The following is a 23,318-nucleotide window of genomic DNA, read 5'->3' on the forward strand; positions in this document are numbered from 1 at the left end:
CGCCAGACGCGAGCACTGCAAGAAAATGGCGCCCCGAGGGGCGCCATTTTGCATGCCGCGGCAAGCGCCTCAGTCGGGCACGGACATCTGGCTTTGCAGGTAGTTCTGCAGGCCCACCTTGTCGATCAGGTCGATCTGGGTTTCCAGGTAATCGATATGCTCTTCGGTGTCGTCCAGGATGTCCTGGAACAGATCGCGCGAGACGTAGTCGCGCACCGATTCGCAATAAGCCATGGCTTCCTTCACGGTGGCCTGGGCGCCTTGCTCCAGCTTCAGGTCACAGGCCAGCAGTTCCGGCACGTCTTCGCCGATCAGCAGCTTGTGCAGGTCTTGCAGGTTGGGCAGGCCGTCGAGCATGAAGATGCGCGCGATCAGGCGATCCGCATGCTTCATTTCGCCGATGGATTCCTCGTACTCGTGCTTGCCGAGCTTGTCGAAACCCCAATGATTCAACATGCGCGCATGCAGGAAGTATTGGTTGATCGCCGTCAACTCGTTGGTCAGCTGCTTGTTCAAGAATTGGATGACGGTTTTATCGCCTTTCATAATGGACTCCTTGCAGTCAGGCGCGACGCGCACTGCATCGCGACAAGAAGCGCACGATGCCGCGAGTACGCAACCCCGGCAGACTAACATCGGCCGCGGGGCCGCGCCTAGCCTTGGCGCGCATCTGGTAAACCGCTTTACGAGCGCAACCGGAAAGCGATACATAAATGAGAATGAGTATGCGTACTTGATGATTTGCATCCGACCACAAGGCATGGCGCGGGCTGCACGGGCATGCATCAGGCCAATTCGCAGGCATTCCGGGGGTCGCGCGGCGGCGCAAGCGGCACGATACGGCCCTGAATTTCTAGGACCACTCCCCGAGCGCGCCGCGTTGTGCGCGAACAACCGCTGAAACGCGGCCCTACGGCGCGCGCCGCGTCGCCAGCCAGATGCCGAACGCGATCGGCACAATGCCCAACAGGTCGAGCCACGATACCGGCTCGCGCAGCACCGCCCAACCGAACAACAGGCCCAGCGGCGGCATCAGGAAATGCAGCGCGCTGGCGGCCGTGGCGCTGGCCCGGCTCAGGATCATGAACCACAGGTAATAGCCGCCGATCGATACCGCGACGATCATGTATGCCATGCTCCAGAACAGACTGGCCGTCATGCGTGCATCGCCCATGCTCTCGTGCAGCAGCGCCACCGGCAGGAGCGCCGCCGCGCCGGCCAGCGACTGGATCCCCGTCGCCATCCACAGGCCCGCGGCCGGCTTGAGGCGCTTGTAGAGCAGCGTACCCGCGACCAGCGCCACCAGCCCGCCGGTCACCAGCAGCGTGCCGTGCGTATCTTCCTGCATGCCGGACAGGCGCGAGCGCAGCACCAGCGCCACGCCCCCCAGCCCCAGGCACAGCCCGAACATCTTGCGCCAGCCCAGCCGCTCGCCCAGCACTGGCCCGGCCAACACGCCGATCAGCAGGGGATTGGTGCTGATCAGCACCGCCGTGAACGCCGACGAGACCGTGGTCATGCCGCTCCAGCTCAAACCCAGATACGCGGCGTTGTTCAACACGCCCAGCAGGATCAGCGCCGCCAGGTCGCGGCCGCCGGGCCGCGACCAGCGCCCACTGGCCGCCGCCACCCCCAGCATCAGGGCGCCAGCGATCAGGAAGCGGATCGTCAGCAGGGTCAGCGGCGGACAATCGCGCACCGCGATCTTGGCCGCGGCGAAGGCCGAACTCCACAGGAAACAGAACGCCGCGATGGGCGCCCAGGTCACGCCCATCGGCGCGTCGGCAGGCAAGGCGGCAACGCGCACGGCTGATGACACCTTCATGGCACATCCGATCCAGGCAGGAAACGAGGAGCCCATTCTGGGCGCCGCCTCATTCATTGACAAACGATTTATTCGGAGAGAGTCCCAACCTCATGGGGTTGCAGGCCGCATTGACAGGAGGGCTGGGCGTGGCATTGCAGGCATGCCGCGGCATCGCGCGCCGGGCCACCGCCTGGCGGGCGCGGCGCAGCCGGCGGTACCGTCGACGGAATCGGCGCTACGCCTACTGGCGTCGGGGATCAGGGAATTCTGTGAAGCGGAAACAAAACGGCTTGCAGGGCTGGGCCTGCAAGCCGTGGCAGGTGGCGGCGCCGCTCAGGCGACGGCGACCTGGATGACCGGATAGCTGCTGTTCGCCGCGGTCGCGCCCGCGTCGGCCAGGGGGGCCGGCGGATTGACCGGAACGGCGATCGAGCGCACGTCGCACACGCTGGAGCAGCGGCCGCCAGGCAGGTATTCGGCGGCGGTGGCCGCGCAGCAACCGCAACACGTGGCCACGCCCAACTCGAACTGCAGGTCGGAAAGCGACGTCGCGCCCGCGTCCACGCTGGCGCGGACTTGGCGTTCGGTGATGGCATTACATACGCAAATGTACATGAGAATAATTATCGGGATTTATTCCTGCAATGGCAAGTACCCTGCGTAAATAATTTGCAACCACGTACGCCTCTAACCCCTTGAAATAAGGGACGTTTTATTGCTGCGGCGCCACACACAGGCAGGCGCCACGGACGCGGTCCGGCGCCCGACGCCACCCCGTTTGCAGGCGGATTCAGCGCGCCGCGGCCTGCGCCTTGCGCAACGCGGCGGGCGCGATCCGCAGCGCCTCGCGATACTTGGCGACGGTGCGGCGGGCAATGACGATGCCCTGGTCCGCCAACTTTTCCATGATCTGGCTGTCGGATAGCGGCTTGGCCCGGTTCTCCTCGGCCACCATCTGGCGGATGAAGGTCTGCACTGCGGTGGCCGACGTGGCATCGCCGCCATCGGTCGACACCCCCGCCCCGAAGAAGCGCTTGAGCTCCAGCGTGCCGAACGGAGTGAGCATGTACTTCTGGGTGGTGGCGCGCGAAATCGTCGACTCATGCAAGCCGAGTTCCCCGGCGATGTCCTTCAGGATGAGCGGCCGCATGGCCGCGGGCCCCTGGCTGAAAAAGGCGGTCTGGCGATCGACGATGGCCTGCGCCACCCGCAGGATGGTGTCGAAGCGCTGCTCGACGTTGCGGATCATCCACTTGGCCTGTTGCAGTTGCGACTGCAGGCCGGCGTGGGCCGATTCCTTCTGGTTGGCCAGCATCTGCGCGTACAGGCCGTTGATCTGCAGGCGCGGCATGGCGGCGCTGTTGAGCGTCACCTGCCAACCACGGCGCGTCTTGCGCACGATGACATCCGGCACCGCATAGTCCGCCGCCGGCACCGTCCAGGCCCGGCCCGGACGCGGCTCCAGACGCAGGATCAGGGCATGGGCGGCGCGCAGTGTGGCCTCGTCGCAACCGGCCGCCGCGCACAGCCTGGCGTGGTTGCCCGTCGCCAGCAGCGCCAGATGCTGGGCACAGACCTGGCGGGCGCAGGCCAGCACTGCCGGGTCGGCGGCTTCGGGCAGGCGCGCCAGGTCAGGGTTGCGCAGTTGCAACAGCAGGCAGTCGGACATGTCGCGGGCGCCGATGCCCGGCGGGTCGAATGATTGCAGCAGCGACAACGCCGCGCGCAGCTCGTCCAGGTCCGGCTCCATTTCGGCCGGCAGCCAGCCCAGGATTTCCTCCAGCGGCGAGCCCAGGTAACCGTTCTCGTCCAGCTCGTCGATCAGCAACGCCGCCAGCGCGGCATCGCGCGGCGCGGCGCGGGTCAGCACCAATTGCCCCAGCAGGTGCTCGCGCAGGGTATCGGGCCGGGCCGCCTCGGGCATACCGGAATCGTCGTCGGGATAGACCCCGCCGGAACCCGGCATTTCCTCCACCGGCGCGTCGCGCTCGGGCGCGGGCTCGTCGTCCTGGACCGATGATTCGCGCTCGGATTCCGCCTGGGTCTCGGCCGACGCGGGCTCATCGTCGCGCTCCAGCAACGGATTGTCGGCGAGCACTTGCGAGATCTCCGCTTCGAGCTCGAGCGTGGACAGTTGCAGCAATCGGATCGATTGCTGCAATTGAGGGGTCAGCGTCAGATGCTGGCCGGGCCGCAGTTCTAAAATAGGACGGGTCATAGGTACAATATTTTGCATGATGAATCAGACTTCGCCCGCACGCGTTCGCCAGGATTGCCGACTTATCGGTCAGACCCTGCTAAAACTGGCGCTTCCCCGACTTCTCGTGCGCGCGATCGTGATCGCCGTGGCCGTGATCGTCTGGTATCTCGCCGCTTCCTGGATCCTGGATTTCGGCAAGCGCGTCAACTATGACTTCCTGCATACGCTGGGCCAGCCCACCATGGACATGGTGCAGAAGGTCAACCCCTACATCTGGTGGGTCGCGGCCGGCATCTGGACCCTGATTGTGTTCTTCATCGTACGCGCATGGCTGTCGTCCAGCCTGGCGTCCGGCCGCGCCACGCCGATTCGCATCGAAGTACTGGCCGACCTGGCGCCGCAGTTGAGCGCGGAATCGGTCGGCGTGCTGCGCTGGGCCTGGGGCAACCGCGAAGAACCGTTCACCGTCGGCGACCTGTACCGCTCCCTGTCGGAAATCCGCCACAATCGCATCGGCAAGATCGCCATGGTGGCCGAGCAAGCGGAAATTCTCGACGGCACGGCCGCGCGGCCCTCGGACGGCGGGCGCGACGACCGTCGCCGCGAGGCCCGCGAGCAGCGCTATGTCGAGCCGCGCATCGGCGATCCGGCGCGCTGAGGCGGGACGCCCGCCGGTTTGTGCCCCCGCCACCAGGCCGCCGCAAGGCGGCCTGGGCGTTTCAGTCCCGTGCCAGCCGGGCTCCCCTATACTGGCCCTCCAGGCTCGCGCAACCGCGGCCGCGCCCATACCCTGAAACATAACCGGCAGCCGAGACCTGCCGGATGCGCGGCCAGCCCCTGGAGTTTGCTTTACATGTTCCGCACCCCTGTCCGGTATGCCGCCGGCCTCATGCTGGCCTGCTCGGCCGCCTTCGCTGCCGCCCCGGCCTGCGCCGCCTGGCCCGACAAGCCCATCACGTTCGTCGCGCCCTTCAGCGCCGGCGGCGCCAACGACCTGGTCGCTCGCATCATCGCCAAGGCGGTGGGCAAGACCCTGGACCAGCCCGTGATCGTCGAAAACCGCCCTGGCGCCGGTGGCGTGGTCGGCGCCGCGCACGTCGCTCGCAGCGCCGCCGATGGCTACACCTACCTGGTGGGCAGCAACGGCACGGTCACCAATAGCCTGATCCGCTCGGATCAGCCCTACAAGGACGAAGAACTGACCCCGGTCGCGCTGCTGTCGATCACCCCGTCGGTGATCGTCGCCAATCCATCCAACCCGGCCAAGGACCTGAAGGACTTCGTCGCCCGCGCCAAACAGGCCAAGACCGACCGCATCACGTTCTCGACCGCCGGCAACGGCAGCACGCCGCATTTCGTCGCCGAGATGGTCAAGGAAGCCACCGGCCTGCCGATCGAGCCCATCGCCTACAAGAGCGGTTCGGAAGGCGTGACGGCAGTGATCGGCAACCAGGTCGTCGCCACGTCGGAAGCCAGCATCGTCACGCTGCCGCTGATACGCAGCGGCAAGCTCAAGGCGCTGGCCACGACCTGGGACAAGCGCATGGCCAGCGCGCCGGATATCCCCACCACCGCCGAAGAAGGCTTCCCGGGCGTGCGTATCGGCCACTGGGCCGGTCTGTTCGCGCCCGCCGGCACGCCGGCGGACGTGCTCGACAAGATGAACGCGGCGATCGAGAAGTGCCTGCAGACCAAGGAAGTGCAGGACGCGCTGCGCCAGAGCAGCATCGAGCCGGGCGGCGGCTCGCGCGCCAGTTTCGTCGCCTTCACCAAGAGCGAGCGCGAACGCTTGGGCAAGGTGGTGCAGAGCGGCCACATGCAGACGCAATAACGCCCGCCGCGCCACCCGCCCGCCGGACGCCGGCGGGCGCCGGGGACCGATCCGTCCCCGGCTTTTTTATCGCCTTTCCAATTGCGCTCGCCGCAAAAGTGTGTTTGACTAGCAACCTATGGCCGCTTACCGCACCTCCCTCGCGATTGCCACCGGACGCTCCGTCGCTCCGGTCGCCGGCCTGCGCGCTCGTACCGCCTTCATCGCGCTATCGCTATACCTACCGATCGGTTGCCGGGCCTAGTGTCCCCGTGGTAGCTCGGCAGCCACGCTTGCCACACGCGAATTCCTTTTTTCCAAACTGAATCTTGTGCCGCCAAACGCGGCCAACCCTGGCATATCAGGCCGCCATCCGGCCGCATGCCGGCCGAGGAAACCGATCCCGGGATTCACAAGAAACCGATCGAGGTGTAGTGATGATGCTTGCCAACCCCGCCACCAAATACGTCCCTTTCGCGCCCTTTGCCCGCGACTTTTCCGAGCGCACCTGGCCCAGCCGCCGCATCACGCAGCCGCCCATCTGGATGAGCACGGACCTGCGCGACGGCAACCAGGCCCTGATCGAACCGATGAGCGTCGAGCGCAAGCTCCGTTTCTTCGAGCAACTGGTCAAGATCGGCTTCAAGGAAATCGAAGTGGGTTTCCCGTCGGCCTCGCAGACCGACTTCGATTTCGTGCGCAAGCTCATCGACGAAAGACGCATCCCCGACGACGTCACCATCATCGTGCTGACCCAGTCGCGTGAAGACCTGATCAGCCGCACGGTGGAATCGGCCGCCGGCGCCAAACAGGCCATCGTCCACTTGTACAACGCCTGCGCCCCGGCGTTCCGCAAGGTCGTGTTCAACATGACCAAGGACGAAATCAAGAACATCGCCACGACCGGCACGCGCCTGGTCAAGCAGTACATGGCCAAGCACCCGGAAACGAAGTGGCGCTACCAGTACTCGCCCGAAGTCTTCAGCACGACCGAACCCGAATTCGCGCTGGAGGTCTCGAACGCCGTGGCCGACGTATGGGAGCCCACGCCGGACTGCAAGATGGTGCTGAACCTGCCCGCCACCATCGAGGCCACCACGCCCAACCTGTACGCCGACCAGATCGAGTGGATGCACAAGAACCTGGCGCGCCGCGACAGCATCGTCCTGAGCGTGCACCCGCACAATGACCGCGGCACCGCCGTGGCCGCCGCCGAGTTCGCCGTGATGGCCGGCGCCGATCGCATCGAAGGCTGCCTGTTCGGCAGCGGCGAGCGCACTGGCAACGTCGACCTGGTCACGCTGGCCTTGAACCTCTACACCCAAGGCGTGCACCCGGGCCTGGACTTCTCCGACATCGACGAAGTGCGCCGCTGCGCCGAGTACTGCAACCAGTTGCCCGTGCACCCGCGCCATCCGTATGCCGGCGACCTGGTTTTCACGGCCTTCTCCGGTTCGCACCAGGACGCCATCAAGAAGGGCTTCGCGCAACAGCAGCCCGACGCCGTCTGGGAAGTGCCGTACCTGCCGATCGACCCGGCCGACCTCGGCCGCAGTTATGACGCCGTGATCCGCGTCAACAGCCAGTCGGGCAAGGGCGGCGTGTCGTACCTGCTCGAACAGGAACACGGCCTGGTGTTGCCGCGCCGCCTGCAGATCGAATTCAGCCGCGCCATCCAGCGCGTCACCGACGAAACCGGCCGCGAAGTCACCGCCGACGACGTGCACACCATCTTCAACCGCGAGTACCTGGAACAGAAGGCGCCGTGGAAGCTGGTGCGCCATCGCATCGACGGCAACCCGGCAGCCGGCGAAGGCCAGCACTTCAGCATCGAGGCCGAACTCGAATACAACGGCGAACGCCGCATCGTGACCGGCAAGGGCGACGGCGCCATCTCGGCCTTCGTGGCCGCGCTGGACGTGCCCGTGCGCATCATGGACTACCACGAGCACGCCATCGGCACCGGCACTGACACCCGCGCCGCCTCCTATGTGGAACTGCGCGTCGGTGATTCGGGCACGGGCTTTGGCGTGGGCATCGACCGCGACATCGTCACGGCCTCGTTCCAGGCCGTGCTGAGCGCCGTGAACCGCCACATCAACGCCGGCGCCATCGCCGCCGAACAGGAAGCCGCTGAAGCCGCGTGATCCGCGCCCCGGCCGCAGGCGCGGGGGTTACCGCCTCCCGCGCCCAGGCCTGCTTCTTACCGTGAAGCGGCCCTGCGTAAAACGAAAAGCCCGATCCATGGATCGGGCTTTTTCATGGGCATCGGCGTTGGTCCACGCATGCGTGGCGCGCCGGCTCAGCCCCGCGGCCACATGCCGGATGCGCCGATGTCGGGCTCGCGCGCGGCCAACAGCCGCTCATGCACCCAGGCAGCGATCGCCAGCGTGCGATGGTCGTCGTGCCGCTTGCCGATCAACTGCAGGCCGACGGGCAGGCCCTGCGGGCCGGTGGCGAAGGGCAGACTCAGGCAGGGCAGGCCGAACAGGGTCCAGGCGCGCGAGAATTGCGGATCGCCCGTGCCAAGGTCGGCGAAAGGCGCCTCGCCGCTGGCGGCGGGCGCCAGCAGCACGTCGTACTTGTCGAACCAGCCGTCCACCCGCGCCCGCGATTCGGCGGCTCGCGCCAGGTTGGCGATGTGTTCCTCGGCGCAGATCCGCGCGCCGGCCTCCAGGATCGCCTGGATCTTGGGGCTGAGCTGCGCGGCGTGTTCCAGCCGCTCGTAGGCCAGCGCCTGCGACGACTCGAACGCCATGATGTCCGCATGCAACTGCACCAGCAAGCAATGCTCGGGCGGCAGCGGCACTTCTTCGACATGGGCGCCCGCACGCGACAGCGTGGCGGCGGCCTGGGCGAAGGCTTCCTTGGTCTCGGCCTGGGCGTGGCGCCATTGCAGGCTGCGATACATGCCGATGCGCGGCTTGGCGTCATAGGCGAGGTTCAGCAGGCGCGGATCGCGCATCAGCACCGAGGCGAACAGCGCCACGTCCGGCACCGAGCGGGCGAAACCGCCGACGGTGTCGAGCGATTCGGCCAGGCTCTTGACGCCGGCGCGCGAGATGGCGCCGAAGGTCGGCTTGTAGCCGACGATGCCGCAGTACGAGGCGGGACGGATGATGGAACCGGCGGTTTGCGAGCCCAGGGCAAACGGCACCATGTCGTCGGCAACCGCCGCGGCCGAGCCGCTGGAGGAACCGCCGGGCGTGTAGGCCGCGTTGCGCGGGTTGCGCGTGGGGCCGGCCTGGTAGGTGGCGAATTCGGTGGTGACGGTCTTGCCGATCACGACGGCGCCGGCATGGCGACACAGTGCCACGGCGGCGGCGTCGAGTCCGGGCTGGTGGCGCTCGTAGATGGCCGAACCGTAACGCGTGGGCAGGTCGACGGTGTCGAAGAGATCCTTGACGCCGATCGGCAGGCCGTGCAGCAGGCCGCGCAAGGCGCCTTGGTCGAGGGCTTCCGCGTGTTCGAGGGCGGCCTGCTTTTGCAGCGCCGTCCAGGCATGGATGGTGTTTTCGCGTTGCTCGATGCGAGCAAAACAGGCCCGCACCAATTGCACTGCCGTCAATTCGCGCCGTTGCAGCTTGTGCGCCGCCTCAAGCGCGCCAAGTCTGTTCAAGGCAGTAGACATGATCCTTTCCTCTATCCCGGTGCCGCGCGAGATACGCGGTACTGACTTACGCACCCGGTCCCCTTGACCCTCGGGTTTATCCTGATCCGGTGCGTCCCATGATGCGTGCCGGCCATGACAAACCCAACCATTGGGCGCGCCGCGTCAATTAGGAAAACCACTGAAAAAACCGCGTTTTCGCAGGGATTTCGTGTTGCGCCGCGCCTTGGCCTTATGTTGTTGCGTTGTTATCAGCATAGCGCAAACGCGTGCAACACAAAGGTCATAATTGTCTTGTAAGATGAAAACGTTTTCAGCAAATAACCAGCCACGTAGCCATGGCGTCGCGCGCATCGCCCCGATTCTCCATCATCGAAGTTGCCCGCAAGGCGGGGGTTTCGCCCGCCACGGTGTCGCGCGCGTTCAACCAGCCCGAGATCGTCCATCCGGAGACGCTGGCGCATATCCGCGCCATCGCCAAGCGCGCGGGCTTCCGGCCCAATCGCGTCGGCCGCAGCCTGCGCTCCGGCAGCACCCGCACCATCGGGCTGATCCTGCCGACGCTATCCAACCCGGTATTCGCCGAGTGCTTCGAAGGCGCCGAAAGGCGTGCCCGTGAATCCGGCTACAGCGTGATGCTGACCGCCACCGGCTACGACCCGGCGGTGGAATCGGCGGCGGTCCAGGGCCTGATCGACCATCAGGTCGACGGCCTGATCCTGACCGTGGCCGATGCCGCCCGCAGCGCCACGCTGGACGACCTGGACAGCGCCGGCGTGCCGTACGTGCTGGTCTATAACGAATCCTCCGACCATCCCTACGCGTCGGTCGACAACCGCGCCGCCGCCGTCGACATGGTCGCGCACCTGGCCGCGCTGGGACACCGCCGCATCGCCATCGTGACCGGCCCGCTGACCGCCTCGGACCGCGCCCGCCGCCGCCTGTCGGGCGCGCGCGCCTGCGCCAAGAAGCTGGGCCTGGCGCCGCTCCAGCATATCGCCATGAGCTCGCATACCGGCAGCGACGCCGACGCCCTCAAGACCGCGCTGCGCGGCAAGCAGGCTCCCACCGCACTGTTCTGCTCCAACGACCTGCTGGCCACGGCGGTCATCGCCGACCTGGTGGCGCTGGGGCTGTCGGTGCCTGGCGATATTTCGGTGTGCGGGTTCGACGGCATGCGCTTCGGCGCGCTGTTGACGCCGCCGCTGACCACCGTGGCGCAACCCAGCGACGGCATTGGCCAGGCGGCCTGCTCCAACCTGTTGGCGCAGATCCACGGCCAACCGCCGCAATCGAATCGCCTGCCGCATTGCATCGTGGTGGGCGGCACCGCGGCCCCGGTGCGCCGCTGATTTTTCCAGAATAAGCAAAGACCGAGACACGCTTCATGCTCATCGCACAGATCACCGACCTGCACATGCGCACCCCCGGCGACAAGGCCTACGGCATCATCGACTCGGCCGCCTTCCTGGGGCCGGCGGTGCGCGCGCTCAACGCCCTGACGCCGCGGCCCGACTGTGTGCTGATCACGGGCGACCTGACCGACCTGGGCCGGCCGCACGAATACCAGGCGTTGCGCGCGCAGTTGCAGGCGCTTGAAATTCCGTATTTCCTGCTGCCCGGCAACCACGACGACCGCGCGCAGCTGCGCGCCGCCTTTCCGGAACATGGCTATCTGCAAGGGCAGGGGCCGTTCATCCAGTACGCGGTCGAGACCTGGCCGCTGCGCCTGCTGGCGCTGGACACCGTCGTGCCGATGAAGAGCCACGGCGAATTGTGCGATGCGCGCCTGGGCTGGCTGGCCGCGCGCCTGGCCGAACAGCCTGGCCGGCCGACGCTGGTGCTGATGCACCATCCGCCGTTCCTGACCGGCATCGAGCACATGGACGACATCGGCCTGCTGGCCGGCGCACCCGAGCTCGAACGCATCGTGGCACGCTATCCCAACGTCGAACGGGTGCTGTGCGGACACCTGCATCGCACCATCTTCCGCCGCTTCGGCGGCACCATCGCATCGACCTGTCCCGGGACCGCGCACCAGTTGGCGCTGGAACTGGGCCCACGCCCGACGCTGCAGTACATCATGGAGCCGCCGGGCTACCAGTTGCACTGGTGGCATGACGGCGCCCTGGTCACCCACCATGCCGTGATTGGGGAATACCCCGGGCCATATCCCTTCGCCTGAGCGCCAATCTCGATTACAAACACTAAGCCCTGCCATATCTCCGTCATGTTTGCGCTGCACAATGAAAAGGTTTTCATCGCACGCGCCGCGGGCGGATCTGAAAATTAGATCTACGAGACAGCATGTCATCCATCGTTCTGGATAACCTCACCAAGCAATACGGCGACGCGGCCGCGATCCACGGCGTCAGCTTCACCGTGCCGGCCGGCAGTTTCACCGTGCTGCTGGGCCCCTCCGGCTGCGGCAAGTCCACCACCCTGCGCATGATCGCCGGGCTGGACACGCCCACGTCCGGCACCATCCGCATCGGCGACCGCGACGTGACCCAGTTGCCGCCGGCCAAGCGCCGCATTTCCATGGTGTTCCAGTCGTATGCGCTGTTCCCGCACCTGTCGGTGCGCGAGAACATTCTGTTCGGCCTGAAGGTGCGCAAGGAACCGGCGCGCGATTACGACCGGCGCCTGCAACGCGTGGCCTCGCTGCTGGGGCTGGGCCATCTGCTGGATCGCAAGCCGTCGCAACTATCGGGCGGCCAGCAACAGCGCGTGGCGCTGGGCCGCGCGGTGATTTCCGAAGCCCCGGTGTGCCTGATGGACGAACCGCTGTCCAACCTGGACGCGCAGTTGCGCCACGAGATGCGCCGCGAGATCCGCGCCTTGCAGCAGGACCTGGGCATCACCATGGTGTACGTCACGCACGACCAGACCGAGGCCATGAGCATGGCCGACCAGGTGGTGCTGCTGCGCGGCGGCCAGATCGAACAGCACGATACGCCGGACGGCCTCTATGCCCGTCCGGCCACCGAATTCGCGGCGCGCTTCATCGGCACGCCGCCCATGAACCTGATCACCCTGGCGAACCTGCACGGCGCCACCGTGATCGCCGGCACCCACGGCCCGGCCATCGCCGGCGCGCCCGCCGGCGCCGCCAAGCTGGGCGTGCGGCCGGAACACATCCGCATCGACCCCGATGGCATTGCCGCCACGGTGGAGAGCGTGGAGTACTTCGGCGCCGATTCCATCGTCGTCTGCCGCATCGGCGACAGCGGCGGCGTGGCAGTGCGCGTGGGGGGCCATCTGCGGGCCCGCGCCGGCGAATCCCTGCGACTGTCGTGGGCAGCCGAACAACAGCATTTCTTTGCCGCCGATTCGGCGGTCATCAACACCGTCGGGCGCTGAAGACGCCCAATCCACAGGAAAGGAAACGCAATCATGCGACGCATCGTACTCAAGACCCTGGCCGCCAGCCTTGCCGCCGCCTGCCTGTCGCTGCCCGCCCAGGCGCAGCAGAAGCCCGTCGAAGTGGAGTTCTATTACCCCGTCGCCGTGGGCGGCCCGATCACCAAGATCGTCGACGACATGGTGACGGACTTCGAGAAGGAAAATCCCAACATCAAGATCAAGCCGATCTATGCCGGTTCGTACCAGGACTCGATCGCCAAGGCGCTGACCGCGCTCAAGGGCGGCACGCCGCCGCAACTGGCGGTGCTGCTGTCGACCGACATGTTCACGCTGATCGACGAAGACGCCATCGTGCCGATCGACGGCCTGGCCAAGAGCGATGCCGACAAGAAGTGGCTGGGCGGCTTCTACGATGCCTTCATGCAGAACAGCCGCACCGGCGGCCACACCTGGGGCGTGCCGTTCCAGCGTTCGACCATCGTGATGTACTACAACAAGGATCTGTTCAAGGCCGCCGGCCTGGATCCCGAGCGCGCGCCCGCCACCTGGGCCGAGCTGGTCGAGTACGGCAAGAAACTGACCAAGCAGGACGCCAACGGCAACACCACGCAGTGGGGCATCGAGATCCCGTCGGGCGGCGCCTTCGCCTACTGGCTGTTCCAGGCCCTGACCACGCCCAACGGCGCCATCCTGATGAATGAGGCGGGCAACGAGGTCTACCTGGACAAGCCCGCCGTGGTCGAGGCCGCACAGTTCTGGCGCGACCTGTCGGCCAAGCACAAGATCATGCCCACCGGCACGATCGACTGGGGCACCACGCCCAAGGACTTCCTGGAAAAGAAGGCCGCCATGGTCTGGACCACCACCGGCAACCTGACCAACCTCCGCAAGAACGCTGATTTCCCGTTCGGCGTGGCCATGATGCCGCAGCAAAAGCGCGGCGGCAGCCCGACCGGCGGCGGCAATTTCTACATCTTCAAGAGCGGCACGCCGGAGCAGCAGCAGGCCGCGCTCAAGTTCGCGCAATGGGCCACCACGCCCGAGCGCGCCGCCGACTGGAGCATCGCCACGGGCTACGTGGCCGTGACCCCGGCCGCCTGGCAGACCGAGAAGATGAAGAAGTACGCGCAGGAAGTGCCGGCCGCCACGGTGGCGCGCGATCAGCTGAAGGTGAGCGTGGCGGAATTCTCGACCCACGAAAATCAGCGCGTCACCAAGACCCTGAACGATGCCCTGCAGGCCGCGTTGACGGGTTCCAAGACGCCGCAGCAGGCGCTGACCGACGCCCAGCGCGAAGCCGACCGCATACTGCGTTCCTACAAGTGATCCCGCAAGCACGATGAGCCGCTCTTTGAATGCGCTTTATGGCTGGCTGCTGTTGCTGCCAGCCATCGTGCTGCTCGCCGCGTTCACGCATTACCCGGCGCTGGCGACGCTCTGGCACAGTTTCTTTTCCACGCCCAAGGGCGCGCGCCCGGCCCGCTTTGTCGGGCTGGAGAACTACGCCGTCATGCGCGACGACCCGGTGTTCTGGCAGTCGCTCTGGAACAACCTGTGGTTCGCCCTGGGCACCATCCCCACCTCGATCGGCATCGCGCTGATCATGGCGCTGTGGGTCAACCGCAACCTGCGCGGGCGCGGTTTCCTGCGCATGGCCTACTTCACGCCGACGGTGCTGCCGATGGTGGCGGTGGCCAATATCTGGCTGTTCTTCTACACCCCGCAGTACGGCTTGATCGCGCAGGTGACGCAGCTGTTCGGCGTGCCCGGACCCAACTGGCTCGGCAACCGCGAAACGGCGCTGCCGGCGCTGATGCTGGTGACGGTGTGGAAGGAATCGGGCTTCTTCATGATCTTCTACCTGGCCGCGTTGCAGACGGTGTCGCCGTCGCTGCGTGAAGCGGCGATGCTGGAAGGCGCCTCGCGCTGGCAGTACTTCCGGCGCGTGCTGTGGCCGCTCTTGATGCCGACCACGCTGTTCGTACTGATCAATGCGCTGATCAATGCCTTCCGGCTGGTGGACCACGTGGTGGTCATGACCCGCGGCGGGCCCGACAACGCCAGCACGCTGCTGCTGTATTACATCTACCAGGTGGGATTCAGTTTCTGGGACACCGCGTACGCCGCGACGCTGACCGTCGTGCTGCTGGTGGTGCTGGCGCTGACGGCGCTGGTCAAGTTCCGCTGGCTGGACCGCAGGACGCACTATCAATGAAAGACAAGCTCGATACCCTGGGCGCGTGGGCGCTGGGCCTCTTGTGGATCCTGCCGCTGGCCTATGCCGTGTGGGCGGCGTTCCATCCGCCGGCCTACGCCACCCGCTTCGACCTGTTCGCGCCGCTCACGCTCGACAACTTCGCGCGCGCCTGGCACGCGGCGCCGTTCCCGCGCTATTTCGCCAATACCTTCCTGCTGGTGACGATGGTGCTGGCGGCGCAACTGGTGCTGTCGACCCTGGCCGGCTACGCCTTCGCGCGCTTCGAGTTCCGTGGCCGCGATTTCGTCTTCATGCTGGTGCTGCTGCAGCTGATGATCATGCCGGACGTGCTGCTGGTGGAGAACTACCGCTCCATGAGCCTGCTCGGCGTGCGCGACACCGTGTTCGCCATCGGCCTGCCGTACTTCGCCTCGGCCTTCGGCATCTTCCTGCTGCGCCAGACCTTCAAGACCGTGCCGCGCGAACTGGAAGAGGCGGCCCGCATGGAGGGCGCCAATGCCCTGCAGGTGCTGTGGAAGGTGTACGTGCCCCTGGCCAAGCCGATTTACGTGGCCTACGGCCTGGTGTCGGTCAGCCACCACTGGAACAATTTCCTGTGGCCGCTGATCATCACCAACTCGGTGGAATCGCGGCCGCTGACGGTGGGCCTGCAGGTGTTCTCGTCGACCGACCAGGGCATCGACTGGTCAGTCATCACCGCCGCCACGCTGATGTCGGCCGCGCCCCTGCTGATCGCCTTCCTGCTGTTCCAGCGCCAGTTCGTGCAGTCGTTCATGCGGGCCGGCATCCGCTGATGCCGTCGCGCGCGCGGGCCCGGGCCGCCGGGCCCGGCGCTCAGGCGCGCCCGGCCAGGAAGGCCGGGTTCTGCCAGTCCCGCAGGTCACGGACCTGCTGCTGGTCGCCCGCGACCAGCGTGACCTCGCGCTGCAACGCGGCCAGCAGCGAAGACTGATGCGCCTCCAGCTGTTCGCGTGACCAGCCGGAGAAATCCGCCTGCCGCTCGCCCGGCTGCGCCGGGCTGTGCAAGGCCTGGTACATGGCAAGCAAGACGCCATGCTCATTGGCCAACGGCGTGAACACCGGACGCGCGCGGTCGGCAACGAAGCGCACGCGCAGCTCGGCGGCGCCCTGCGCGTCGAGCGTGGTTTCAAATTGCATGCCGCGCGCGCCGTCCGGAAAACCGCGGCGGTAGTCGTCCAGCGTGAGCCGGCCCGGCTCGCCGCCCGGCTCGCCCGCCATGGAACCGGTGTAGACCGAAGGCGCATGCATCAGGAAGCTATAGAGTTTGCGGTCCGGATCGGCCACCGACAGGCTGCCATCGGTGTTGCGGGTGACGGCCGGTTGCTGGCCGTTGCCGCGCTCGGCGGCATCGGCCGCGCCCGCGAAGTACCAGGCCATGGCGCGCGCCGTGGTCAGGTTGGCGGTGGCGGCGACCTGTTGCAGGCCCGTGCCCACCGCGATCGCGCCGAACGCGGGGGAGTCATTGTCGCGCAGGGCGTGCGTGAGGTTCTCGCCGATGTACATCTGGCGGCGCACCTCGGCCAGCCCCTGGGACACGCCGCCGGCATCGACGGCGCGCTGCATGGTCCGCACGTCGACGCCATCGCGCACGATGCCGCCTTCACGCGGCGACGCCAGAAGATTGAGCGCGGCGCGCCCCGCGCCCCCGACGTAGGCCAGTTCGCTCTTGCCCGCGGCGCGGCGCTCGAGCAGCCGGCCCGGCACATTGGGCAGGTCGGCCAGGAAACGGCCGACGCTGGACAGGCCGCGCGCGATCGAGCCGAAGAACGATTGGAATGCCGACTTGGCGCGTTGTGCCAGGCCCAGCGTCTGCGCGCGAGCCTGACCATCGCCCAGGGCCACAGGATGGCGCGTGGCGGCGCCTTGCAGCGGCGCCGAGGGCGCGGCCTGCAGCGCTTCACCGACCTGCGCCAATTCGCGCTGCAGCGCTTCCATGCGCGCGCCGCGCTCCAGCGACACCAGCATGGTGCGCTCGGTGGCGGTCTGGCGCGATTGCTCCTGCGCGATCAGGTTGTCCAGTTCCTGGAACTGCGGCTGCAGCGCCTGCAAGGTGCTCTCGACCAGGCTGAGGGCGGCGCGGTTGCTCGCCAGCTCGGGGAAGTCGCGCAGGGCGGTCAGGCCCAGATAGGCGCCGCCGAGCGTGGCCGTGGCGTTGATGCCGATGCCGGTCGGCGTCCAGCCCATGGGCGAGGTAATGACACTGGTGGCGGTCGGGATGGCGACGGCGGCAGTGGTCCAGCCCAGCGTGGTCAGCCCGGCCGACATGGCGCCGCGCACCTGATGGTTCCAGCGCGACAAGGTGTCCCAGGCCGACAGCGTGGGGGCGTTCAGGCGTTCGCCATCGGGCACGCGCAGCGCGTCCCCGCCCATGCGCCGCAGTTGCTCATTGAGCTTGGCCATTTCCGCGTCGATCTTGACCGCGACCTCGCCGGCGCGCGCCAGATTACGCTCGGAGACGGTCTGGCCGGCGCTGACGCCGGCGCTCCCGGACACCGGCGTGCCGCCGCCCGGCAGGTAGCTCGCAACCGTGTTCATCACACTCGACGCGGTGCTGGTCACGGTCGCGGTGACCGCGCCCAAGGCATTGCCACCCATGGCCGCCAGCCGGCCCAAGATGCCTTGCTGCTGCTGTTGCGTCTGCTGCGCCACCTCCTCGCGCACGGGAGTCGGGTCGGTCTCGACGCCGCCCTGGACCTCCAGTTCGCCGCTCTCGCCCAGCAAGGACGACAGCGGCAGGACCGGCACGTCGCCCAGGGACGAGGGGCCGGTCGCGCCGCCCGGCATCGCCTGCCGCTCCAGCTGACGGGCGTTATAAGCGGCGACCCCCTCCTCATCGCAGTCGAAGAACTCGTCGTCGTCGTCCTCGATCTCGGTCAGCGTGGCGTCGTCGTCCTCTACCTCGCTCAGGGTGGCGTCATCGTCCGTGCGCAGACCGTCACCGGGGCCGCCTTCGGCGCGCACGTCGGTGTCCTCGTCCAGCGGGTCGCCGTGCATGGCGGCGGTGAACGCCTCGGCCGCCTGCCAGAACGCCGACAGCGCGCCGCTGAACCAACCCCGCGCCTGCGCCGCATCCTCGCGCAACGCGTCGGTGCCGCCTTCGCCGACGGCCACCAACGTGCCCTGCAACCCGCCCGCGCCGGGCCGGGGCGCCGTCGCGCCGACCACAGTGCCGGTCGTGTGATCCTGCGCTGGAAGCTGCTCGCCGCCGGGCACGCGGCCGGCATTGGGATTGATGAACATGGCGGCGCTCCGGGTCAGGCCGCGCGTTGCGGCAATTCGGGGGTGACGCGGCCCTGCACCACCTCGCGCCACAGCAGTCCGACATCGGCGAACGCATCCAGCGCGGCGGCCAGCGCCGGGGCATCGCACAAGGCCAGCGGCGCCCGGGCGCACAGCAGCACGGCGCCGGTGCCGGCCTGCAGGCCCAGCGTGCAGCCACCCGTGCCCACCCACAGGGCATTGGCCTCCAGCATCAGCTGCAACAGCGGCTCGCGCGCCACCTGCGGCGCCGGCCGGCCCAGCGAGGTGAAAAAGGCGATATCGCCACGGTCGGCATCGCCTTCGACCGTCAGGCCGATCACGAGATCGGCGATGACCAGTTCCTGGCTGGCCAGGAAATCCTCGACCGGCGCCAGGCCGGCGAGGCGCGCGTAGTCTGCGAGCAATGTTTGATAGCGGGACATGGGAAGCTCCTGTCGCGTAGCGGATTCAGCGGGGGCCGGCGGAGTCGCCCAGCCCTTGATCGATGGCGGCCGCCCATCCGGCCGCAACCTCGGCCAGGTCGCGCCAGGCTTGCGCCAGGCGCTCGGACGGCTGGTCCAGCGGTTGGCGGCTGGCCAGCACCAGATGGCCCGAGCGCTGCAAGCCCAGGGTGGCGCCGCGGGTGGCGGGGCCAAGCGTATTGGCCTGCAGCAGCAAGGGCAGCAGGCCCGCCGGCGGCTCGGCCGGCAAGGGCTGCGCGCCGACCCGGCAGGCGCCCTGCATGGCGCCGCCCAGGCCGTCGTCCACATAGGCCAGAGCGATGGCGGCGCCATCGATGATGAGTTCCTGGCGGGCGGCCAGCGCGGCTGCGTCCACGCCGATATGGACGGCAAGATCGGCCAGCGCGGTGTGATAGCGTGCTTCGGACATGGGGCTAGGCTCCAGCAGGAGGGCAGGCGGAATCAGGCGCGCAGGTGCAGCATGCCGGCCTCGGCGCCGGCGGCGGGCGGCGCAGCGCGGCGCGTCAATTGCGCGGCCCAGGTGCAGGCGTCGATGTGCAACTCGACCAACAGCGTGTCGAGCGTGGCGGCGCTCAGGGAACCGACGCGGCGCGCCGCGCTGAGCATCACAGTGTCGTGACCGCGCAGGCCCAGCGTGGCGCCATGCGTGCCAGCCCACAGGTTGTTGGCCTGCAACAGCAAGCGGCAGACCGCGGCGGGCAGGCCCGCGGGAAAGCGCGCCACATCGGTGCGGCACACCAACAGGGCGTCCTCGGCGTCGGCTTCGGCCTCGGCGGGCGCGCACCACAGGCTGATGGCGCGCCCGTCGATGACGACCTCTTGCGTGCGCGCCACGTCGGCATGGGCCGGACGGCGGCGCGCGTAGGCGTTCAACAGGGCGAGATAGCGATCCTGGCGCATGTCACGGGCTCCGCGCAAAGGGGTGATCGGCGGACGGCTCCAGGCCATCCCTGCCCATGAGTAACGGGCGCGCGGGATTGGTTCCGTGGCGGCGGGCGGCAGGCGCCGCCTCGGTCAATAACCGACCGTCAGGCCGGGCAGGTCCACGGTGATGCGCGGGCGCTCCAGCGCCAGCGCCAGGTTCTCGGCGAACTCGCGCGCTTCCTTTTCGTCGGTCGACAGGGTGTCATAGCCGAGCGCGTCGGCCACGCCCAGCACCTTGTCCAGCAGCAGCACCTTGCCGCTGGGACGCAGGGGTTCGCAGCCCAGGGTTTCCCAGGCGCCATCGAACCAGTCGCGGGCCTGGTTCTGGCGCTGCGGGCTGGGCTCGACGTTGGCCGAGAGGTCCAGCGAGCGCCGGGTATCGAAAACGATGGTGATATCGCTGCGCATGGGGCGGATTCCTTGAAGTGACGTAGCCGCAAAGGGTAGGCAAAAAACGCCGGGCAGATTGTCGGTCCGGCGACATTGGCCTACCAGCCGCGCGACACCTCCCAAGTGACCTCGGCGCCGGCCGCCTGCGACTGGCGCATCATGTCCAGCAACGGAAAGGCCCGTTCCTTCAGGCCGACCGCGCGCGCCATCGGCGCCACCGGCGCCTTGTCCACGTCTTCCTCGTCCTCGTCGGACTGCCCCTGGGCCTCTTCGATGGCCCGTTCGATTCCCTGGATGGCCGGGCCGAGCTGGTCGACGGTGAACACGCCGCGCTCGGGGATCTTGTCGCCGAAGGATTTGCCTGCCGCCTGCAGCAGGGCGCTGGCATGGTCCGTGAGCATCAGGACTTCGGCCACGACCTTGGAATGAAATGTAATCAGCATATTCCGGTCTCCTACGGATTGAATACCTTCCATACACTACCGCAACGCCCAGGGGATGCCAACTGGCCCCCTGGCCCGCCGCGCCCACGGCGGCCCGGCCCCGGGGCGCCCGGCCGGTGATGGCCGCCAAATCAAGCTATGATTCAGGAGATTCCCGTGACGGCAGGATCCGCGGCGGCCCAGAGCCGGCGTCCGCGCGGTGGTTGTGCTTCCCGACGCGCGCCGGCCAGCCGATCCCACCCCCCGGCGCCGCCGGTGGGTCGCCCGCGCGGGCCCGCGGCCCGGCCGCGCCCGCTGCCGCTCTCGTCACCCACCCAGAACTTCTCCAGACGCCCATGCTCCCCGAGCAACAAAAACAGCTTATCTCCCTGATCCAGGCCGCCGTCGCGCAGAGCCTGCCCGACGCCCAGGCCGATACGGCCCGAGCCAACGTGCTGCTGGAGCGCCCCAAGGTCGCCTCCCACGGCGACGTCGCCACCAACGTGGCCATGCAACTGGCCAAGCCGGCCAAGCGCAACCCGCGTGAACTGGCCCAGGCCATCGTCGACGCGCTGCTGGCGCAGCCCGGCGCCCGCGACCTGGTCGAGAGCGCCGAAATCGCCGGTCCCGGTTTCATCAACCTGCGCGTCACCGCCGCCGCCCGCCAGGCCGTCATCAACGCCGTGGCCGAGCAGGGCGAGGCCTTCGGCCGCGCCCCCCGCAGCGGCGAGAAGATCCTGGTGGAATTCGTGTCCGCCAACCCCACCGGCCCGCTGCACGTCGGCCACGCGCGCCAGGCCGCCCTGGGCGACGCCCTGTGCCGCCTGTACGACGCCATCGGCTGGGACGTGACGCGCGAGTTCTACTACAACGACGCCGGCAACCAGATCGAGAACCTGGCCATCAGCGTGCAGGCGCGCGCCCGCGGCCTGGACACCGATTCGCCCGACTGGCCCGCCGACGGCTACAAGGGCGACTACATCCTGGACATCGCCCGCGATTTCCAGGCCGGCAAGACCCTGCAGGCCTCTGACGGCGAACCCGTCACCGCCACTGGCAACATCGACAGCCTGGAAGACATCCGCGCCTTCGCCGTGGCCTACCTGCGCCGCGAGCAGGACCTGGACCTGCAGGCGTTCGGGCTGAAGTTCGACAACTACTACCTGGAAAGCTCGCTGTACACCTCGGGCCGCGTGGAAGCGACCGTCAAGGCGCTGATCGCCGGCGGCCACACCTACGAGGAAGGCGGCGCGCTGTGGCTGCGCACCACCGAGCTGGGCACCGGCGACGACAAAGACCGCGTCATGCGCAAGAGCGAGGGCGGCTACACCTATTTCGTGCCGGACGTGGCCTACCACAAGGCCAAGTGGGAACGCGGTTTCCACCGCGCCGTGAACATCCAGGGCAGCGACCACCACGGCACCGTGGCGCGCGTGCGCGCCGGCCTGCAGGCGCTGGGAGAGGGCATTCCCAAGGACTACCCGGCCTACGTGCTGCACAAGATGGTCAAGGTGATGCGCGGCGGCCAGGAGGTCAAGATCTCCAAGCGCGCCGGCAGCTACGTCACCATGCGCGACCTGATCGACTGGGTCGGCCGCGATGCGGTGCGCTATTTCCTGATCCAGCGCCGCGCCGACACCGAATTCGTGTTCGACGTCGACCTGGCGCTGTCCAAGAGCGACGAAAACCCGGTCTATTACATCCAGTACGCCCACGCGCGCATCTGCTCGGTGATCAATAACGCCGGCATGCCGGCGGCCGACGTGGCCGCGGCCGACGCGTCCCTGCTGACCGCGCCGAGCGAATTCGCGCTGATGCAGCGCCTGGCCGAGTTCCCCCACGTGGTGGCGCTGGCCGCCCAGGAACTGGCCCCGCACCACATTGCCTTCTGGCTGCGCGACTGCGCCGCGGATTTCCACGGCTGGTACAACGCCGAGCGCGTGCTGGTCGACGACCCCGCGCTCAAGCTGGCGCGCCTGCGCCTGGCCGCGACCACGCGCCAGGTGCTGGCCAACGGCCTGGCGCTGTTGGGCGTGTCCGCGCCCGAGCGGATGTAACATCGGGTCATGGCCACCAAGCGCAAAACCACCCGCCGGTCGGGCGAAAGCGGCAGCACCCTGTACGGGGCGCTGGCCGGATTGCTCCTCGGCTTGATCGTCGCCGCCGTCGTGGCGTTCTACGTCACCAAGGCACCTGTGCCCTTCGTCGACCGTGCCTCCCGGCAAGGCGATGCGGGCAAGCTGCCGGATCCACGCCAGGCGCCGGATCCCAACGCCGGGCTGTACGGCCGCGACGGCGCGGCGGGCTCCTCGCCCACCGGCCCCACCGCCACGGCCCCCGTACCGCTGCCGGGCGCGGGTGGCGGCGCCGAGCCGTCGCGCAAGTCCGACGACCTGGGCGCGCTGATCGCCACCCTGCCAAGCACCAGCAACGCGCCCGCCGCGGCGCCGGCCGCCAGCGCGCCGCCCACGCCTATCGCCAAGGCGGCCCCGGCCCCCGCCGCCAAGGCGCCAGCGGCCTCGGCCAACGGCAACTACTACCTGCAGGCCGGCGCGTTCCGAGGCCAGGACGATGCCGAGTCGCTCAAGGCCCGCATCATCCTGCTGGGACTGCCGGTGGCGGTGCAGAAGGCCGAGGTCAACGGCAAGCCGATCAATCGCGTCCGCGTCGGCCCGTTCGCGCGCCTGGACGACATGAACCGCGCCCGTGGCCGGCTGGGCGAGAACAAGATTGAAACGGCGGTGGTGCGCCAGTAACACGGCGCCCGCATCATGGTCTTGATTGAACTAAACCGGGCCTGGCCCTGTCTGTAACCTCTTTGTTCAGGA

General features: G+C 67.9%; 22 protein-coding genes. 11 read left to right on the plus strand and 11 right to left on the minus strand.

From position 1 onward, the window contains the following. Positions 1 to 69: 69 nt before the first annotated feature. From bfr to rpoN, 4 genes are all read right to left on the minus strand, one after another. Entirely contained in the window at positions 70 to 546 is a 477-nt protein-coding gene (gene bfr / locus K2W61_RS07770) for a bacterioferritin (protein WP_175134246.1), read from the minus strand. 364 nt (positions 547 to 910) lie between these two features. Further along, complete coding sequence (locus K2W61_RS07775) at positions 911 to 1,825, minus strand: DMT family transporter (protein WP_419761593.1); 915 nt, start codon at positions 1,823 to 1,825, stop codon at positions 911 to 913. Between the two features lie 315 nt (positions 1,826 to 2,140). Continuing rightward, complete coding sequence (locus K2W61_RS07780; protein ID WP_272909276.1) at positions 2,141 to 2,422, minus strand: (2Fe-2S)-binding protein; 282 nt, start codon at positions 2,420 to 2,422, stop codon at positions 2,141 to 2,143. A 175-nt stretch (positions 2,423 to 2,597) separates the two neighbouring features. Next, positions 2,598 to 4,025: an RNA polymerase factor sigma-54 gene (gene rpoN / locus K2W61_RS07785; protein WP_474001608.1), complete on the minus strand. Its 1,428-nt coding sequence runs from the start codon at positions 4,023 to 4,025 to the stop codon at positions 2,598 to 2,600. A 16-nt stretch (positions 4,026 to 4,041) separates the two neighbouring features. Here rpoN and K2W61_RS07790 point away from each other — a divergent pair, with 16 nt between their 5' ends. The 3 genes from K2W61_RS07790 (at position 4,042) to leuA (ending at position 7,964) form a co-directional block, all read left to right on the plus strand. Beyond that, positions 4,042 to 4,665, plus strand: a complete 624-nt coding sequence (locus tag K2W61_RS07790) for a hypothetical protein (protein WP_236755370.1) — start codon at positions 4,042 to 4,044, stop codon at positions 4,663 to 4,665. Between the two features lie 195 nt (positions 4,666 to 4,860). Beyond that, positions 4,861 to 5,838, plus strand: coding sequence for a tripartite tricarboxylate transporter substrate binding protein (locus K2W61_RS07795; protein WP_175134250.1), 978 nt, complete (start codon positions 4,861 to 4,863; stop codon positions 5,836 to 5,838). Positions 5,839 to 6,254: 416 nt separating this feature from the next. After that, positions 6,255 to 7,964: a 2-isopropylmalate synthase gene (leuA, locus tag K2W61_RS07800; RefSeq protein ID WP_175134251.1), complete on the plus strand. Its 1,710-nt coding sequence runs from the start codon at positions 6,255 to 6,257 to the stop codon at positions 7,962 to 7,964. A 155-nt stretch (positions 7,965 to 8,119) separates the two neighbouring features. Here the strand turns inward: leuA and K2W61_RS07805 are convergent, their stop codons facing one another. Then, complete coding sequence (locus K2W61_RS07805) at positions 8,120 to 9,448, minus strand: amidase (protein ID WP_175141841.1); 1,329 nt, start codon at positions 9,446 to 9,448, stop codon at positions 8,120 to 8,122. Positions 9,449 to 9,765: 317 nt separating this feature from the next. On the opposite strand from K2W61_RS07805, the gene K2W61_RS07810 reads away from it, so the two are divergent. From K2W61_RS07810 to K2W61_RS07835, 6 genes are all read left to right on the plus strand, one after another. Then, entirely contained in the window at positions 9,766 to 10,779 is a 1,014-nt protein-coding gene (locus K2W61_RS07810) for a LacI family DNA-binding transcriptional regulator (protein WP_175134253.1), read from the plus strand. 35 nt (positions 10,780 to 10,814) lie between these two features. Then, entirely contained in the window at positions 10,815 to 11,612 is a 798-nt protein-coding gene (locus K2W61_RS07815) for a phosphodiesterase (RefSeq protein WP_236755371.1), read from the plus strand. 122 nt (positions 11,613 to 11,734) lie between these two features. Next, complete coding sequence (locus K2W61_RS07820) at positions 11,735 to 12,790, plus strand: ABC transporter ATP-binding protein (protein ID WP_175134255.1); 1,056 nt, start codon at positions 11,735 to 11,737, stop codon at positions 12,788 to 12,790. Positions 12,791 to 12,823: 33 nt separating this feature from the next. Then, the gene (locus K2W61_RS07825; protein WP_175134256.1) at positions 12,824 to 14,119 is read left to right on the plus strand and encodes an ABC transporter substrate-binding protein; all 1,296 of its coding nucleotides are present in this window, start codon (positions 12,824 to 12,826) and stop codon (positions 14,117 to 14,119) included. A 13-nt stretch (positions 14,120 to 14,132) separates the two neighbouring features. Continuing rightward, the gene (locus K2W61_RS07830) at positions 14,133 to 15,008 is read left to right on the plus strand and encodes a carbohydrate ABC transporter permease (RefSeq protein WP_175134257.1); all 876 of its coding nucleotides are present in this window, start codon (positions 14,133 to 14,135) and stop codon (positions 15,006 to 15,008) included. Continuing rightward, positions 15,005 to 15,805 carry a carbohydrate ABC transporter permease gene (locus tag K2W61_RS07835; RefSeq protein WP_175134258.1) on the plus strand — a complete coding sequence of 267 codons (801 nt, stop codon included), beginning with the start codon at positions 15,005 to 15,007 and terminating at the stop codon, positions 15,803 to 15,805. The genes K2W61_RS07830 and K2W61_RS07835 overlap by 4 nt, the downstream gene beginning before the upstream one ends. Positions 15,806 to 15,845: 40 nt before the next feature. Here the strand turns inward: K2W61_RS07835 and K2W61_RS07840 are convergent, their stop codons facing one another. The 6 genes from K2W61_RS07840 to K2W61_RS07865 all read right to left on the minus strand — a co-directional run bounded on the left by K2W61_RS07840 (position 15,846) and on the right by K2W61_RS07865 (position 20,511). After that, complete coding sequence (locus K2W61_RS07840; protein WP_236755372.1) at positions 15,846 to 18,272, minus strand: aminoacyl-tRNA hydrolase; 2,427 nt, start codon at positions 18,270 to 18,272, stop codon at positions 15,846 to 15,848. A 14-nt stretch (positions 18,273 to 18,286) separates the two neighbouring features. Beyond that, positions 18,287 to 18,715 (minus strand): type III secretion system chaperone, encoded by a 429-nt coding sequence (locus tag K2W61_RS07845; RefSeq protein ID WP_175141837.1) that lies wholly within the window; start codon positions 18,713 to 18,715, stop codon positions 18,287 to 18,289. Between the two features lie 25 nt (positions 18,716 to 18,740). After that, positions 18,741 to 19,163 carry a type III secretion system chaperone gene (locus tag K2W61_RS07850; protein ID WP_236755373.1) on the minus strand — a complete coding sequence of 141 codons (423 nt, stop codon included), beginning with the start codon at positions 19,161 to 19,163 and terminating at the stop codon, positions 18,741 to 18,743. A gap of 32 nt (positions 19,164 to 19,195) precedes the next feature. Continuing rightward, positions 19,196 to 19,654 (minus strand): type III secretion system chaperone, encoded by a 459-nt coding sequence (locus K2W61_RS07855; protein WP_236755374.1) that lies wholly within the window; start codon positions 19,652 to 19,654, stop codon positions 19,196 to 19,198. Positions 19,655 to 19,768: 114 nt separating this feature from the next. Further along, complete coding sequence (locus tag K2W61_RS07860) at positions 19,769 to 20,086, minus strand: hypothetical protein (protein ID WP_025139991.1); 318 nt, start codon at positions 20,084 to 20,086, stop codon at positions 19,769 to 19,771. A gap of 80 nt (positions 20,087 to 20,166) precedes the next feature. Further along, a complete protein-coding gene (locus K2W61_RS07865) occupies positions 20,167 to 20,511 on the minus strand; it encodes a DUF1840 domain-containing protein (RefSeq protein WP_175134263.1) in 345 nt (114 codons plus the stop codon). 335 nt (positions 20,512 to 20,846) lie between these two features. Here K2W61_RS07865 and argS point away from each other — a divergent pair, with 335 nt between their 5' ends. Further along, complete coding sequence (gene argS, locus K2W61_RS07870; RefSeq protein WP_175134264.1) at positions 20,847 to 22,547, plus strand: arginine--tRNA ligase; 1,701 nt, start codon at positions 20,847 to 20,849, stop codon at positions 22,545 to 22,547. Between the two features lie 9 nt (positions 22,548 to 22,556). Next, positions 22,557 to 23,246 (plus strand): SPOR domain-containing protein, encoded by a 690-nt coding sequence (locus tag K2W61_RS07875; RefSeq protein ID WP_175134265.1) that lies wholly within the window; start codon positions 22,557 to 22,559, stop codon positions 23,244 to 23,246. Positions 23,247 to 23,318 lie beyond the last annotated feature (72 nt).

The organism is Achromobacter pulmonis, assembly GCF_021733725.1.
GTDB lineage: Bacteria > Pseudomonadota > Gammaproteobacteria > Burkholderiales > Burkholderiaceae_B > Achromobacter > Achromobacter pulmonis.